11 protein-coding genes and 1 pseudogene are annotated in these 15,078 nt (G+C 60.1%); 2 read left to right on the top strand and 10 right to left on the bottom strand.

The window, feature by feature from the left end; genetic code table 11:
• The first annotated feature begins 156 nt into the window (after nt 1–156).
• Entirely contained in the window at nt 157–1,047 is an 891-nt protein-coding gene (xerC, locus tag ACIONG_RS01850; RefSeq protein WP_213028795.1) for a tyrosine recombinase XerC, read from the top strand.
• Here xerC and ACIONG_RS01845 read toward each other — a convergent pair whose 3' ends face one another.
• The 10 genes and pseudogenes from ACIONG_RS01845 to ACIONG_RS01800 form a co-directional block, all read right to left on the bottom strand.
• On the bottom strand, nt 1,048–2,106 hold the full coding sequence (locus ACIONG_RS01845; protein ID WP_401296288.1) for an ABC transporter ATP-binding protein: 1,059 nt from the start codon (nt 2,104–2,106) through the stop codon (nt 1,048–1,050).
• Complete coding sequence (locus ACIONG_RS01840) at nt 2,103–3,698, bottom strand: ABC transporter permease (RefSeq protein WP_401296287.1); 1,596 nt, start codon at nt 3,696–3,698, stop codon at nt 2,103–2,105. Before ACIONG_RS01840 ends, ACIONG_RS01845 begins: the two co-directional genes overlap by 4 nt.
• A 3-nt stretch (nt 3,699–3,701) precedes the next feature.
• Nucleotides 3,702–4,715 (bottom strand): iron ABC transporter substrate-binding protein, encoded by a 1,014-nt coding sequence (locus ACIONG_RS01835; protein WP_401296285.1) that lies wholly within the window; start codon nt 4,713–4,715, stop codon nt 3,702–3,704.
• A gap of 259 nt (nt 4,716–4,974) precedes the next feature.
• Nucleotides 4,975–6,694, bottom strand: a pseudogene (gene arnT / locus ACIONG_RS01830) (lipid IV(A) 4-amino-4-deoxy-L-arabinosyltransferase).
• A gap of 57 nt (nt 6,695–6,751) precedes the next feature.
• On the bottom strand, nt 6,752–7,429 hold the full coding sequence (locus ACIONG_RS01825) for a histidine phosphatase family protein (RefSeq protein ID WP_401296283.1): 678 nt from the start codon (nt 7,427–7,429) through the stop codon (nt 6,752–6,754).
• Nucleotides 7,430–7,689: 260 nt separating this feature from the next.
• Nucleotides 7,690–8,241 (bottom strand): membrane integrity-associated transporter subunit PqiC, encoded by a 552-nt coding sequence (locus ACIONG_RS01820; RefSeq protein WP_401296281.1) that lies wholly within the window; start codon nt 8,239–8,241, stop codon nt 7,690–7,692.
• 17 nt (nt 8,242–8,258) lie between these two features.
• Nucleotides 8,259–9,914, bottom strand: coding sequence for an intermembrane transport protein PqiB (locus tag ACIONG_RS01815; RefSeq protein ID WP_401296279.1), 1,656 nt, complete (start codon nt 9,912–9,914; stop codon nt 8,259–8,261).
• Between the two features lie 176 nt (nt 9,915–10,090).
• Nucleotides 10,091–11,392, bottom strand: coding sequence for an NAD(P)/FAD-dependent oxidoreductase (locus tag ACIONG_RS01810; protein ID WP_401296277.1), 1,302 nt, complete (start codon nt 11,390–11,392; stop codon nt 10,091–10,093).
• Complete coding sequence (locus ACIONG_RS01805) at nt 11,389–12,477, bottom strand: polyamine ABC transporter substrate-binding protein (RefSeq protein WP_401296275.1); 1,089 nt, start codon at nt 12,475–12,477, stop codon at nt 11,389–11,391. Before ACIONG_RS01805 ends, ACIONG_RS01810 begins: the two co-directional genes overlap by 4 nt.
• 157 nt (nt 12,478–12,634) lie before the next feature.
• Nucleotides 12,635–13,993, bottom strand: a complete 1,359-nt coding sequence (locus ACIONG_RS01800; protein ID WP_401296273.1) for a glutamine synthetase family protein — start codon at nt 13,991–13,993, stop codon at nt 12,635–12,637.
• Between the two features lie 162 nt (nt 13,994–14,155).
• Between ACIONG_RS01800 and ACIONG_RS01795 the strand changes: the two genes are divergently transcribed.
• Entirely contained in the window at nt 14,156–15,061 is a 906-nt protein-coding gene (locus tag ACIONG_RS01795) for a helix-turn-helix domain-containing protein (protein ID WP_401296271.1), read from the top strand.
• Nucleotides 15,062–15,078: the final 17 nt, after the last annotated feature.

Here is a 15,078-nt window from a genome sequence, read left to right as displayed (position 1 = left end):
TTATCGTCATTTTTAGTAGAAAAGTCCTACAGAAGTGTTCCCCTTATACTGGGAATGTTGCAGTTGTTAGTTGGTGTGTTGAATTGTTTTTACTCAAGGCCTTTACGTTTGACTGACTTGTCCGCTGTCCCGTTGGAAACCCGCCAAACCAATCCGATGACTGTGTATCTGGCGCGTCTGGCGCCCTCCAGCCAACTGACCATGCGTTATGTTTTGCAGGACGCTGCCGACCGCCTCGGTTTTGAAGACATGAATGTCGAGGACATTCCCTGGCACGCCTTGCAGCCTGAAGATGTTGTCGCCTTAGTCGCCGCGTTGCGCGAAGACAACTATGCGCCGAACACTTCTTCGCTCTATGTAAACGCCGTGCGCGGCGTGATGAATGAAGCGTGGCGGATGAGCCTGATTACGCAGGATCATTTATTGAAGATGCGTTCGGTCAAAGGCATTGCCGGCACGCGTTTGTCGCAGGGGCGCAACTTGAAGCGCACGCTGATTCACGAATTGATGGAGGTGTGCGCCGCCGATCCACGCCCGCAAGGCCTGCGGGACGCCGCCGTGATTGCCTTGCTGTACGGCACCGGCATGCGCAAGTCGGAATCGGTGGATCTGGACCTGAATCAGGTCGACTTCAGCGAACGCAGCCTGACCGTTACCGGCAAGGGCAATAAACAACTGATCAAGTACGCACCGGCCTGGGCGTTTGCCAAGCTCAATGCCTGGCTGGAATTTCGCCGCTCGCAGCTCAAGGAGGGTGAAAGCGACGATGCCTTTCTGTTCAACCGCATCCGTCGCGGCAGCCACATCACCCGCGAGCGCATCACCAAACACGCGATCTACTACATCGCCCGCCAGCGCGGCACCCAGGTCGGGGTGAAAATCATGCCCCACGATTTCCGCCGCTCGTTCATCACCCGGGTGATTGAAGAGCACGATCTGTCGATTGCGCAGAAGCTCGCGCACCACAGCAACATCCAGACCACGGCCAACTACGACGTGCGCGACGACAACGAGCGGCGCCGTGCAGTGGATCGCTTCGACCTCTGATCAGGACGCGGCGAACACATGGGCGGCGCCGAGTATCGACAACTGCACCGCGCTCCCGGCCGGTGGCGCGTGCATGCCGGAGCTGCGCACCAACAGCGAACGGCCCGGATCCTGAGTGGTTCGCGAGCGCAGTTCGACGGTGAGCGTGCAGGTGTTGCCGGCGAAATCGCGTTCGGTGACCACGGCATTGCAGGCCTGCGCGTCGTTTACCCCGTCGGCCACCTGCAACTGCTCCGGGCGCAACATGATCTGTGCATTGCCGATGAAGCCGTTGCTGTTGACCGGCACCGGGCCGAGATCGCAGTGCGCCCAACCGGATTCGATGCGCGCTGGCATCACCACCGCTTCGCCGAGGAAATGCGCGGTCTGCTCATCGTCCGGGTAGCGGTAGAGGTCCATCGGGTGCCCCGATTGCACCAGCCGCCCGCCACGCATGACCGCCAACTGATCGGCGAATGACAGCGCCTCACCCTGATCGTGAGTCACCAGAATGGTGGTGACGCCGGCCTCTTCAAGCAGGCGCGCGACCATTTTGCGCATGGCGCTGCGCAGTCCGGTATCAAGGGCGGAAAACGGCTCGTCGAGCAGCATCAAGCGCGGTTGCTGGGCCAACGCCCGGGCGAGGGACACCCGTTGCTGCTGGCCGCCGGATAATTCGTGCGGCCAGCGGCTGGCCATGTGGGCGTCAAGCGCCACGCTGTCCATCAATTGCGCGATGCGCTCGGTTCTGGCCGCACCGGTCAGGGCCAGGCCGAAGCCGATGTTGGCGGCCACGGTCATGTGCGGAAACAGCGCGCCGTCCTGCGGCACATAGCCGATCTGGCGTTGGTAGGCCGGCACGGCATGGCTGCTGTCGACCAGCGTCTGGCCGTTGAGGGTGAGGCTGCCGGCATCGGGAAATTCAAAACCGGCGATCATCCGCAACAATGTGGTTTTGCCGGAACCGGAAGGGCCGACAATGACCGTGCGGCTGCCGGTCGCGACGGACAGGCAGATGTCATCCAGCGCTTTCTGTGCGCCAAAGGCTTTGCTCAGGGAGATCAGTTCGAGTGCGTTCATCGGCCAGCGGTGCGCCTGGATTGGTGATAGAGAATGGCTGTCAGCGGCAGTGAAAGCAGGACCATCAGCAGTGCGTAAGGCGCTGCGGCGGCGTAGTCGATTTCGCTGGTCATGGCCCAGAAACCGGTGGCCAGGGTCCGTGTGCCGTTGGGAGCGAGCAGTAGCGTGGCGGTCAGCTCGTTGGTGATCGCCAGAAACACCAGCGCCGCACCGGCAGCGGCACCGGGCGCGGCGAGGCGCAGGGTGATCAGCCACAAGGCGCGCAGTGGCGAGCGGCCGAGGCTTTGCGCGATGTTTTCCAGCTCAACCGGTGCCTGAGCGAAACCGGCGCGCAGGCTGACCAGCGCCCGCGGCAAAAACATCAGCAGGTAAGCGAGCAGCACGGTAATGGTGGTCTGGTAGATCGGCCGGGCGAAATGGATGGTCACGGTGACCAGGGCCAGCGCCACGACGATCCCCGGCAACGCACTGGTGATGTAGTTGCAGCCTTCGAGCAAGCGCTGCAATTTGCCCGGCGCGCGAATCGACAGCCAGGCAATCGGAATCGCCGCCAGACTGGTCAGCAAGGCCCCGGCCGCACCGAACGACAGGGTTTGCAGGAGGGCGGGGAGCAGCTCGGCACTTTCCCAGACCTCGGCACCGCCAGCGATCAACCAGCGACCCAATGTCAGCAACGGCACGCCGAGCGCGAGCAGGCAGGTCAGGCTTTGCAGGGCAAGTCCTGCGACCACTGCGCTGCGTTTCAAGCGCATGGTGCGCTGCTCGCGGGCGCTCCCGGAGCCGACTCGCGCATAGCGCGCCTGACCACGGGCGGCAGATTCGACGGTGAGCATCGCCAGACAACACAGAGCCAGCACCCCGGCAAGCATGTTTGCCGCCGGGCCGTTAAAGGTCGATTTGAACTGATCGAAAATCGCCGTGGTGAAGGTATCGAAACGGATCATCGCGTAGAGGCCGTATTCGGCCAGCAGATGCAGGCCGACCAGCAGCGCACCGCCACAGATCGCCAGCCGCAACTGAGGCAATACCACCCGGAAAAACACCGCCCAGGGCTTGAGGCCGAGGGATTCGGCAACGTCCTCAATGGCCGGATCGAGGCGGCGCAAGGTCGCTGCAATCGGCAAATACAGAAACGGGAAATAAGCGATCACCGACACCAGCACGCCGGCGGGCAGGCCATGAATCGAGGGAATCAGGCTGACCCACGCGTAGCTGTGCACGAACGCCGGCACCGCCAGCGGTGCCACCGCGAGCAACGACCACAGACGCCGACCCGGCAGGTTGGTGCGTTCGGTCAGCCAGGCCAGCGTGGTACCCAGCACGATGCACAGCGGCAGGGTGATCAACACCAGCAGCACGGTGTTGACCAGCAGCTCACCCACACGGGGGCGGAACACCAAGGCTTGAATGGTCGCCCAACCGGTGGCCCACGACACGCCGATCACAAAAGCGATTGGCAGCAGCGACAACAACGACACGCCGATCGCCAACGCCACCACCCACGATCCCCCGCGACCGGAAAGGGCGCGGGCTTTCAGTGGACGATGGGCGGAGGAGGCTGCCGCCACCTCTGCCGGTAAAGTTTCGGGCATCACTTACAGCAGTCCGGCCTGGGTCATCAGCTCGACGGCTTTCTGGCTGTCGAGTTTCGCCGCATCGACTTTTGGCGCATCGAGATCCTTCAGCGGCGTCAGTTTCGGGTTGGACGGCGCGTCTTTGCCGACCGCGTATTCAAAGGAATTACCGCTATGGAGAATCTCTTGGCCCTGTTTGCCAGTGATGTACTTGAGGAACTGCTGAGCTTCATCCTGGTGTTTGCTGGAGGCCAGCACACCGCCGCCGGAGATGCTCACGAAGGCACCCGGGTCCTGATGTTTGAAGTAGTGGAGTTGGGTGTTCTTGCTGTTTTCGCCGGTCTTGGACTGATCGACAAAACTGTAATAGTGGTAGATCACGCCGCTGTCGATTTGCCCGGCATTCACCGCTTTGAGCACAGCGCTGTTACCACGGTAGACGGTGGCGTTGGTTTTCATGCCTTTGAGCCAGTCGAGTGTGGCCGCTTCACCTTTCTGTTCCAGCACGGCGGCGACGATTGCCTGGAAGTCCGCGCCGGCCGGGGAGGCGGCCCAGCGACCCTTCCAGTCAGGTTTGGCCAGATCGAGCAGGGATTTCGGCAGGTCTTTTTCCGCAAGTTTGCTCGGGTTGTAGACAAACACCGTGGAGCGCGCGGCGATACCGATCCACTGACCGTGGGCCGGACGATAGGCCGAATCCACTTGTTCCAGCGTCGCCGGCGCTACCGGGGCAAACAGTTTGGCGTTGTCCACCAGCACCATCGCCGGGGAATTCTCGGTGAGGAACACGTCGGCCGGGGAGGCCGAACCTTCCTGCACCAGCTGATTGCCCATCTCGGTGTCATCGCCATTGCGAATCGTCACCGGAATCCCGGTTTCTTCGGTAAACCCGGCCACCCAGGCTTTGGTCAGGCTTTCGTGCTGTGCGTTGTAGACCACCAGGCCAATGCTGTCGGCAGCAAACGCCTGACCTGCGCCGAGCAGGGCGGTGGCCAGCAAAGCGCGTTTCACAAAGGCAGGAAACTGTGGATTCATGACGAGAACGCTCCTGATTTTTTAGACGTTATGGGCAGGCATTCGCGGGCAGGTTTCAATGCGAATGATTTGCAGATATTGGGCCGCCGGCAATGTAGAGAAGCAAATGAGAAAAAAACGTCAAAGAAACCGTTAATACATGTCATTGCCATTCAGATTAGCAGCGACTGGCAGACGCACGATTGCCGTGCGTCATTCAGCGTCATTCATGGCAGGAGGGATACAAGCTACCAGGCGCCGGGGCGCCTGGTCTTTGAGGTTATGGCCGGGTTTTGCTGAAGAGGTAGATATGCAGATTGCCGCGCTGGAAGTGCTGGCCATCGATTGGCAACCGCTCGATTTCCTGAACTTCCTGAACACTGTTGACGCGCATCACCACGCCTACCGTGCCTTTTTTACGCGCCTCGATCATCCATTGGCCGACATCATCCAGACCGACCTTGCGCGAAGCCATGGCCGGATCGTCGAGACCGTATTTCAACTCGCCGACGGTGTTGAAGAGGTCAACCTGCGGGCGTCTCAGGCGCCACGACAAGGCTGATGCGGCGCCGAGGTCGTTGCTCAGCAGTGAAGTGGTTTCGCTCAATGCCTGTTGATGCTCGGCAATAAACTGATCGGGCATCTTGCTATCGACGATCTGTGCGGGCATTGCCGCCGGCAACAGCGCAATCAGCAGACCGATGCCCAGCGCCGGCATCGCCCACAGCGTAAGCGGCCGCATGATTTGCAGGGCGTTGGCGATGATCCAGCCGATCAGCACGATAAACACCAGCGACAGGTTGAACATCTCGGTGTTTTCATAAATCTCTCTGGTGGCCTGCAAGTAGATCAGGGCAATCAGCGCGACACTGGCCAGCACGGTGTTGACCACGCCGTTCAGACGCAGCACTCGCGCGTTGCCGTGGTCCAGCCAGTTCACCACGGTGTGGCCCATCAACAAGGCCAGCGGCATCAGGCACGGCATGATGTAAGTCGGCAACTTGCCGCTGCTCAGACTGAAGAACGCGAGCGGCAGCAAGAACCATAGGGCGAGGAAGGCGATTTTCGGCTCGGACTTTTCGCGCCAGGTGCGGATCAGCGTCGATGGTAACAACAGCGCCCATGGCAACCTGGCAGCAAACAGCAGCGGCAGGTAGAACCACCATGGCCGCGCGTGCTGGGCGTCATCGCCCGCAGCGAAACGGCGGATGTGTTCATGCCAGAAGAAGAATCGCCAGAAGTCCGGTTCCCGGTAATGCACAGCCAACGCCCACGGCACGCTGACAACGGCGGCCACCAGCACCGCCACCGGGCCGAAGCGCAGCAATTCGCCAAAACGGCGTTGCCAGATCATGTAGGGCAGGGCGACCAACACCGGCAGAAGCAGCGCAAGGAACCCTTTAGTCATCAGGCCCATGCCGCACGCAGCGCCCAACAACGCCCAACTGCCAATCCGCGTCGTCGTGGTGCGACTGTCGATGGCAAACCAGACCGCCACCAGACTCAGGTTGACCCACAAGGTGAACTGCGGATCGAGGTTGGCATAACCGGCCTGACCGGCAATCAGACCAAAACTCATGAACAGCAGCGCGCACGCCGCGCTAAGACGCGGACTTTTCCACAGTCGCCGGGCCAGCAGGTAGGTGAGCCAGACACTGGCGCCAGTGCTCAACGCCGAGGCGATGCGCACTCCGAACAGATTGTCACCAAAAATCGCCTGACCGATGGCAATCATCCAGTAACCGGCGATGGGTTTTTCGAAGTAGCGAATGCCCATGAAATGCGGCGCGACCCAGTTACCGCTCAGGAGCATTTCCTGGCTGATCTGGCCGTAACGGGTTTCGTCGGGGATCCATAAGCCGTGGGTCATCAGCGGCAACAGGTAAAACAACACAAGCGAGGATCAGACCGGGAATCGCCCAGCGCTCAAATGTTCGTGCTGTTGGCGTCTGCGGTAAATGCCGGACGGCGTGGCGCAACGGTTTGTTATCAGACGTCATCACTGGACCTTGGCGCGGATATAAGTATCGGGTGCGAAACGTTGAATTGAATGGGCGTTAGTTCTGTGCATCAGCAATGTTCAGGGTTTTCCAGAACGGCACATTAATAATGCCCAGTACGTTTAGTTGTTTATGGCTGTCAATGCGAACCAGCAATACACTGCCGTATTCAGCGGCAATCGCGTGGGGGAAGCCGGTTTGCTTTTCAAAGTCGCTGATGCAACCGCTGTGGGTCACCAACACCAGATTCTGCCCGGCTGTTTTGTGGGCGATCACTTCATCGCGCAGCACAGGGCCGCAGGTGGCCAGCCAGTCTTGCGTGCTGGCGTCCTGACCGAACATGTACTGCGCGGTTTGTGCGGTTCGGGTCAACGGACTGCTCAGCACTTGAGCCTGCTGCATGCCCAATTGCTGAAAGCCCTGACCAACGGCGACCGCCGCCACGCTACCGACCTGAGTGATCCCGTCGGTCGGCCCCAGGCAAGTGTTGCCGGAGCGATCACAACGTTCGGTATGGCGCACCAGTGCGACCACTTCGCCGGCTTGCCAGGCCTGCATCCATTCGGCAGTGACGCGGCGGCTTGCATGATCCAGATCGTTCGGTGAGCGTGGCCAGAACACGAAACCGCTGACCAGAATGGCCACGAACACCACGCAAACCAGTGCCAGCAACAGGCGCAAACGCAGGGTTTGCGGCGACCTGAATAACGTTTTCAGTTGAAATAACGGCGCCACAATCCTGCCCCTTTGAATGTTCGGTATTTCATTCAGCGCAACGTAAGGCTCAGGCTGCGAGCGACTTTACGACGACTGAGTTGAATGCAGGCTGAACACTACGTTCGGGGGCGTGGCGGGGCAGTGAAGAACATGTGAAAAAATTGCCGGAAGTTACCGGGCACAACTAAAGCAGACATTTGATAAATAAACTCAAATGCAGTTTTGTTTGCGCCCGGGTTTAACCAACATCGAGTATCGAGGTAAAGCGGCGTGACTGATCAAGGACCTGGCGGACATCCTCGCGAGTTGCCAGCCGCCTGACTGATCAACGCAGCGAGACGTTTGACGTTGTTCTGCTGAGCCGTCACCAAGTCATCGATGCTCGGTCCGGACGGGGTCTGTAACGTCGAGCGGCATGTCACCAGACTGCTGTCAGTCTCACCGAGTGGACGTAGCCGCCATTTTGCATCGATCAAACCATACTGGCCGGGAATCGAGTCGAAACGCTGCACCTCGATACGCACCGAGACGTTGCTGCGACCGCTGCTGTTGCTCAGTTGATCGCTCAACGCACCGCGCAACTCATCGGCAAGTGTCGCGCCCCACCAATCAGTTTCCAGAATCGCCAGGCCGCTGTTGCCTTGACGGATGACGATTTGTGCACGGTCGACCTGCGGCGGCACACTGAGGCTTTCGATCGGGATCTGTGTGCCGCTGCCCTTATTGCTCAGTTGCACCGGCGTCAGCGTATGAAAGCTGATCGGGTCGCTGCGGCAGGCGCCCAGTAGCAGGAACGCAGCGAGCAGGGTGATCTTCAGCGGTACAGCCATCGGTTTGACTCCTGTGCTCAATTGCGTGGCGGTCCTTTCAGATCCAGTGGCGCCGCGTTGTCCGGACGCCCGCGAATCAGCGATTCCGGATGACGACCGAGGTAATCCGACAACTCACGCAACGAGCGCGACATGCGCCCGAGTTCGTCGAGGGTCTCGGTGAGTTTTTCGCGTTGCGGCGAATCTTCGGCCAGGGTCGAGCTGGCGGACTGCAGGGTCTTGCTGACATCGGCGAGCGTGCTCTGCACCCCCGGCAAGGTCTTGGCGTTGAACTGGGTCAGGCCTTTGCGCAGTTCGACCAGATTGCTGTCGAGGTTGTTGGCGATGCGATCGACCGGCACTTTGTTGAGCTTGTCGACCACGGCTTCGAGTTTTTCCTGCAACTGTTCGAGGCTGCCCGGCACAGTCGGAATGACCACCGGGCGCAAGGTTGGATCGAAGGCAACTTTTTCGGCTTTCGGGAAGAAATCCAGCGCTATGTACAACTGGCCGGTCAGCAAATTACCGCTGCGGGCCTGGGCGCGCAGGCCGTTGTCGATAAAGGTGCCGATCAGGCGAATGCCGGCGGCTTCGTCGTTGGGGTCGTGCTTGAACGCCGTGAGCATTTTGCCGTAGGCCATACCGAGGCGTTGCGGGTAGATAACGATGCCGACGTTCAGCGGGAAGCTGCGTTTTTTCGCGTCGAAATCCAGATTGATCGCCACCACCCGGCCGATCTCCATGCCGAGGAATTCCACCGGTGCATCGACCTTGAGCCCGCGCAGGGACTGGTCGAAACGCAGGCTCAGGTATTGCGCCTTGCCGTTGGGCGGGGCGAGGGCGGTTTGCTGATCGGCGAACAGTTCGAAGTCTTTGTCATCGGCCGCCACCACGTCGTTGGGGCTGTAGTCCGGGGCGCGGAAGGCGATGCCGCCGACCAGCATGGACGACAGCGATTCGGTTTTGACCTGGAAGCCGTTGGCGCCGACGCTGACGTCAATACCGCTGGCGTTCCAGAAACGGGTGTTTTCGGTGACAAAGGCGTCGTTGGGCGAATGAATGAACACTTCGATGTTCACGCCTTTGCCACCTTCATCGAGGGCATAGGTGACGACTTGACCGACCGGAATCTTGCGGTAGTAAACCGGCGAGCCAATGTCCAGCGAGCCGAGGTCCTGGGTATGCAGCATGAAACGCTTGCCCGGCTCGCCGTAGGTGATCGGCGGCGGATTCTCCAGGCCCTTGAATTGTTTGGCGCGGTTGTTGGCCTGGCCAATGTCGGCGCCGATGTAGTCGCCGGAGAGCAGGGTATCGATGCCCGATACGCCACCAGCGCCAATGCGTGGGCGCACGACCCAGTACTGGGAGTCTTCGCGGGTGAAGCTTTCGGCCTGTTTGGCCAGTTTGATGGTGGCGTTGACGCTCTTCTGGTCGTCGCTCAATTCGACATCGGTGACCTGACCGACCACCACGTTGCGGTATTTGACTTCGGTCTTGTTGGCCACCAGACCGCTGCCGGTCTTGAAGTTGACGATGATGGTCGGCCCTTCCTGCATCAGGTTGTGCACCACCAGCGAAATGCCCACCAACACCGCCACGATCGGCACGATCCATACCAGCGATATGCCGAAGCGACGGGTCTTGATGGGGGCCTGGCCTGGTGCTCGCGGCTCGTCGGTGGCTGACGACTTCATCCGTGTCCTCCTTCAATGATTGGGCACTGAGCGTCAGGAACGCAAAAGCACTTCATCAATATAGAAGTGCTTGGCGATAGAGCAAATGTGTATAGCTCGCCAGGTAAGAAAACAGAATTGATCGTTGCCACGCAGAGCGGGGGAACGATCAGATCGCGACAGCGCTGTTTGTTCTGCTAGCCGAGCATTTCGCGCAGGCGATACCAGAACATGCCCAGTGCCAGCAGGGGCGAACGCAGCGCCGGGCCGCCGGGGAAGGTCATGTGCGGCACGCCGCTGAACACGTCCATGCCCTGACTGTGGCCGGCATGGATCGCCTCGCCAAGTAACTTGGCGCACCAGTGGGTGACGTTCAGGCCATGGCCGGAATAGCCTTGGGCGTAGAACACGTTCGGGTGCTGCTTGAGGCGCCCGACCTGCGGGAAACGGTTGGCGGTAATGCCGATCTTGCCGCCCCACTGGTAATCGATGCGCACGTCTGCCAGTTGCGGGAAGACCTTGAGCATCTTCGGCCGCATATAGGCAGCGATGTCCGCCGGATCACGCCCGGAATAGTGACAGGCACCGCCGAACAGCAAGCGCCGGTCGGCCGAGAGCCGGTAATAATCGAGGCCGACTTTCTGATCGCAAACCGCGAGATTCTGCGGAATCAGCTGCGCGGCGCGTTCTTCGGACAACGGCTCGGTGGCGATGATGTAACTGCCGGCCGGCAGCACCTTGCCAGTGAGTTGTTGTTCGAGTTCGTCCAGATGCGCGTTGCAACCGAGGACCAGGCTGCCGGCACGTACGGTGCCGGTGGCGCAGCGCACCTGTACGGTCGTGCCGTGGATGATTTCCAGCACCGGACTCTGCTCGAAGATGCGCACGCCCAGTGAGGCAGCCAGCCGTGCTTCGCCTTGCACCAGATCCAGCGGGTGCAGGTGCCCCGAGCCCATGTCCAGCAGGCCGCCGGCATAAATCCCGGAGTCCACCACCTGCTGGCGGACTTGCTCGGGGCCGATCATGCGGATTTCGTGGGCATAACCGAGTTCGGCGAGATCGACCAGTTCATCCTTGAAAGCGTCGAACTGCGCAGTGGTGTTGGCCAGGTCACAGAAGCCCCAGCGCAGGTCGCATTCAATGGCGTTGGCCTCGATGCGCTGGCGCACCAGTTCTACCGAGTCGATCCCGGCGCGCTGCAAATAGCGCACGCCTTCTTGCCCGACATACTTGGCGAAGCCTTCGACTTCATGGCCGATGCCGCGAATCAACTGCCCGCCATTGCGCCCGCTGGCGCCCCAGCCTATCCGGCGCGCCTCGATCAAAATCACCGACAGCCCGCGCTGCGCCAGTTCGATGGCCGTGTTGACCCCGGTGAACCCGCCGCCGATCACACACACATCGGCGCTCAGATCACCGTCGATGACCGGATAAGGTGTGGACGCCCGAGCCGAGGCTGCGTAGTAGGAGCGGGCGTGTTCTGTTGTGTACTGATTCATTTGTTGGACTTCACTTTGCTCCAGGACCGGGTCATCAGACGCATGATCGCCTGGGGCGGGGTAGAGGAGATGTAGAGTTTGTCGAGCACGGCCTGGGAGGGGTAAACCTCAGGGTTATTGACCAGGTCCTGATCCATGTACTGTTTCGCGGACGGGTTCGGGTTGGCATAACCGACCGACGCGCTGACCTTGGCGATCACTTGTGGATCAAGCAGGTAATTGATGAAGGTGTGCGCTTCCTTTTCGTTGCTGGCGTCGGCGGGAATGGCCAGCAGGTCGAACCACAGGTTGGCGCCTTCTTTGGGAATGGCGTAAGCGATGTTCACGCCGTTCTTGGCTTCCTTGGCGCGGTTGGCGGCCTGGAACACGTCGCCGGAATAGCCGAAGGCCACGCAAATATCGCCGTTGGCCAGGTCCGACACGTATTTCGAGGAGTGGAAATACGTGATGTACGGACGAATGCTCAGCAGTTTGGCTTCGGCCTTTTTAAAGTCTTCCGGGTTCTCACTGCGCGGGTCCATGCCCATGTAGTTGAGGATGGCCGGGAACACTTCGTCCGCCGAGTCCATCATCGAAACGCCGCACTGCGACAGTTTCTTGATGTTTTCCGGCTCGAACAGTACGGCCCAGGAATCGATGTGATCGATGCCCAGCACTTGCTTGACCTTGTCGACGTTATAGCCGATGCCGTTGGTGCCCCACAGGTACGGCACCGAATGCTGGTTGCCCGGATCGTTTTTCTCCAGCAGCTCAAGCAGTTTCGGGTCGAGGTTTTTCCAGTTCGGCAGCTGCGCACGATCCAGTTTGAGGAACGCGCCGGCCTTGACCTGACGGGCGAGGAAGTGGTTGGACGGCACGACCACGTCATAACCGGTACGCCCGGCGAGCAGCTTGCCTTCGAGGGTTTCGTTGGAGTCGAAAACGTCGTAGATCACCTTGATCCCGGTTTTGCTCTGGAAGTCGGCGAGGGTGGTTTCGCCGATGTAATCGGTCCAGTTGTAGACGCTGACCTGTGGCTGGGCGTGGGCTACGGCGCTGAACAGAACACTTAGCGCGACCGGAAGTACGGATTTCAACAGACGCATTTCGACACCTCTTTTTCGAATGATCGCTCCCACGCTCTGCGTGGGAATGCCTCAACGGACGCTCCGCGTTCGGCTTTGGATGGGACGCAGAGCGTCCCGGGCTGCATTCCCACGCAGAGCGTGGGAACGATCGACACAGGGGATCTTTTGGCTTTGATCAGACGCTCAGCATCAGGAACTCGCGCTCCCACGAGCTGATCACGCGTTTGAAGTTTTCGTGCTCGGCACGCTTCACCGCGACGTAGCCGCGAACAAACTTGTCGCCGAGGTACTGCGCGACGGTCTCGCACTCTTCCATCTGCGTCAGCGCTTCTTCGATGGTGATCGGCAGGCGCAGATTGCGGCGCTCGTAGGCGCGGCCTTGTACCGCGGCGCTCGGCTCGATGCCCTCGACCATGCCGATGTAACCGCAGAGCAGACTCGCGGCAATCGCCAGGTACGGGTTGGCATCGGCGCCCGGCAAACGGTTTTCCACGCGCATGGCTTCGGGGCTTGAGGTCGGCACACGCAAACCGACGGTGCGGTTTTCTTCGCCCCATTCGACGTTGACCGGCGCCGAAGTGTCCGGCAGGAAGCGGCGGAACGAGTTGACGTTCGGCGCGAACATCGGCAGCACCTTCGGGATGTACTTCTGCAAACCACCGATGTAGTGCAGGAACAGTTCGCTCATTTGCCCGTCGGCGTTGGCGAAGATCGGCTTGCCCGTGGCGATGTCCACCACGCTCTGGTGGATGTGCATGGCGCTGCCCGGCTCGTCGCCAATCGGCTTGGCCATGAACGTCGCCGCGACGTTGTGCTTGAGCGCAGCCTCGCGCATGGTCCGTTTGAACACGGTGATCTGGTCGGCCAGATCCAGCGCGTCGCCGTGACGGAAGTTGATTTCCATCTGCGCCGGGCCGTCTTCGTGGATCAGGGTGTCGAGGTCCAGGCCTTGCAGTTCGCACCAGTCGTAGACGTCTTCGAACAGCGGATCAAATTCGTTGGCGGCGTCGATGGAGAACGACTGCCGACCACTTTCGGCACGGCCCGAACGGCCCAGCGGAGCTTTGAGCGGCAAGTCAGGGTCTTCGCAGCGTTGGGTCAGGTAGAACTCCATTTCCGGCGCGACAATCGGCTTCCAGCCTCTGTCGGTATACAGCTGCAAGACTTTCTTCAGCACGTTGCGCGGTGACAGTTCGATCGGGTTGCCGAACTTGTCGAAGGTGTCGTGGATGACGATGGCGGTTGGCTCGATCGCCCATGGAATCACGTACACGGCGTCGGCCACTGGCTTGCAGACCATGTCGATGTCGGCAGGATCGAGCAGGTCGTAGTAGATGTCGTCGTCGACAAAATCCCCGGTTACCGTTTGCAGCAGCACACTTTCCGGCAGGCGCATGCCTCGCTCATGCAGGAACTTGTTGGTCGGTGCGATCTTGCCGCGGGCAATGCCGGTCAGGTCGCTGACCACACATTCGACTTCGGTAATCTTGTGATCTTTCAGCCAAGTGAAGAGCTGATCGAAAGGGGCATTCATAAAGACCTCGTTATTGGTTTTATAGACGCCGGGGAGGGCGGGTTTCATCTTCCGCCCCTTCCCCTGTGGCGCGTTGACGACTATCTTGGGCGCGCCTTGCAGTTCCATCTATCCACTTTAAGCAGCACCAAAGCGCACCAAAAGAGTGCGCAAGGTCACCCCATGACAACGTGCAATCCATTACAGGTTCAAGCATTCAGCACCGCTGATGTCTCCGAGCAAATCCGCGCCACGCCGGGTTGGGTCCAGCATTACCAGCAGATGTCGCCGGGGCATTTCGCCGGGCAAATCAGGTATCTGGACCTGCAAGGTGTCGAGGTTTATGAAGAGCAGATGAACACCCGGGTCGAGCAGAATTTCAGCGCGCCATCGGGTGCCCTCGCGTTCTGTTTCGATCGCAGCGACAACGCGCTGTATCTGCTCAATGAAGACAGCCGCAACATCTGGATCACCCCGGAGAACTACCAGGAAATTGCCGTGGTGTTCGGCCCCGAATTTGTCCGTCAGCACGGTCTGGATGTGGCGAAACTCGAAGGCTTGTTCATGGCGCCACTCAATGGCGGGCAGAACGCCCTGTTCAGTCGCTGGTTAAGCTCGACTCTCACGAAGTTGACGCAAGCTATTGATATGCCTAGCAAAGATGCATTGACGAAACAGCTGCTGGAGGACTGTCTGTTCATCCTCGATAACGCCCGGGTCAAGCTCGACCGTGGCGGCTTGCAGCGCCGCACCGAAGAGCGAACGATCATGAAGCGCGTCGGCGAGTGGGCCGCCGACTCGCCCGAAGAAACCCTCAATCTGCTTGAGCTTTCAAACGTGGCGGGCGTCTCGTTGCGTCAATTGCAGCAAGCCTTCAAGGATTACACCGGGATGACGCCAAGCCACTGGTTGCGCTTGCGCCGGTTGAACAGTGCCCATCGCGAACTGCTCAGCCGCCGGCCAACGGAAACGACGGTGGCCGAAGTGGCAATGAATTGGTCCTTCTGGCACCTGGGGCGGTTTTCCAGCAGTTATCGGGCGCTGTTCAACGAGTTGCCCAGCGAGACGCTTAAACGCCTGCACAAATAATCTGCTCCGAGCATCAA

The sequence above is a fragment of the Pseudomonas sp. NPDC087817 genome (assembly GCF_044742875.1).
Lineage (GTDB): Bacteria > Pseudomonadota > Gammaproteobacteria > Pseudomonadales > Pseudomonadaceae > Aquipseudomonas.
Note: the sequence above shows the minus strand (reverse complement) of the source record. Positions and strands in the feature narration are given on the sequence as shown.

What these genes read in the sequence shown, in the direction of transcription:
- xerC (WP_213028795.1), top strand. Translation starts at nt 157, where the DNA reads ATGACTGTGTATCTGGCGCGTCTGGCGCCCTCCAGCCAACTGACCATG.
- ACIONG_RS01845 (WP_401296288.1), bottom strand. Translation starts at nt 2,106, where the DNA reads ATGAACGCACTCGAACTGATCTCCCTGAGCAAAGCCTTTGGCGCACAG.
- ACIONG_RS01840 (WP_401296287.1), bottom strand. Translation starts at nt 3,698, where the DNA reads ATGCCCGAAACTTTACCGGCAGAGGTGGCGGCAGCCTCCTCCGCCCAT.
- ACIONG_RS01835 (WP_401296285.1), bottom strand. Translation starts at nt 4,715, where the DNA reads ATGAATCCACAGTTTCCTGCCTTTGTGAAACGCGCTTTGCTGGCCACC.
- ACIONG_RS01820 (WP_401296281.1), bottom strand. Translation starts at nt 8,241, where the DNA reads ATGGCTGTACCGCTGAAGATCACCCTGCTCGCTGCGTTCCTGCTACTG.
- ACIONG_RS01815 (WP_401296279.1), bottom strand. Translation starts at nt 9,914, where the DNA reads ATGAAGTCGTCAGCCACCGACGAGCCGCGAGCACCAGGCCAGGCCCCC.
- ACIONG_RS01810 (WP_401296277.1), bottom strand. Translation starts at nt 11,392, where the DNA reads ATGAATCAGTACACAACAGAACACGCCCGCTCCTACTACGCAGCCTCG.
- ACIONG_RS01805 (WP_401296275.1), bottom strand. Translation starts at nt 12,477, where the DNA reads ATGCGTCTGTTGAAATCCGTACTTCCGGTCGCGCTAAGTGTTCTGTTC.
- ACIONG_RS01800 (WP_401296273.1), bottom strand. Translation starts at nt 13,993, where the DNA reads ATGAATGCCCCTTTCGATCAGCTCTTCACTTGGCTGAAAGATCACAAG.
- ACIONG_RS01795 (WP_401296271.1), top strand. Translation starts at nt 14,156, where the DNA reads ATGACAACGTGCAATCCATTACAGGTTCAAGCATTCAGCACCGCTGAT.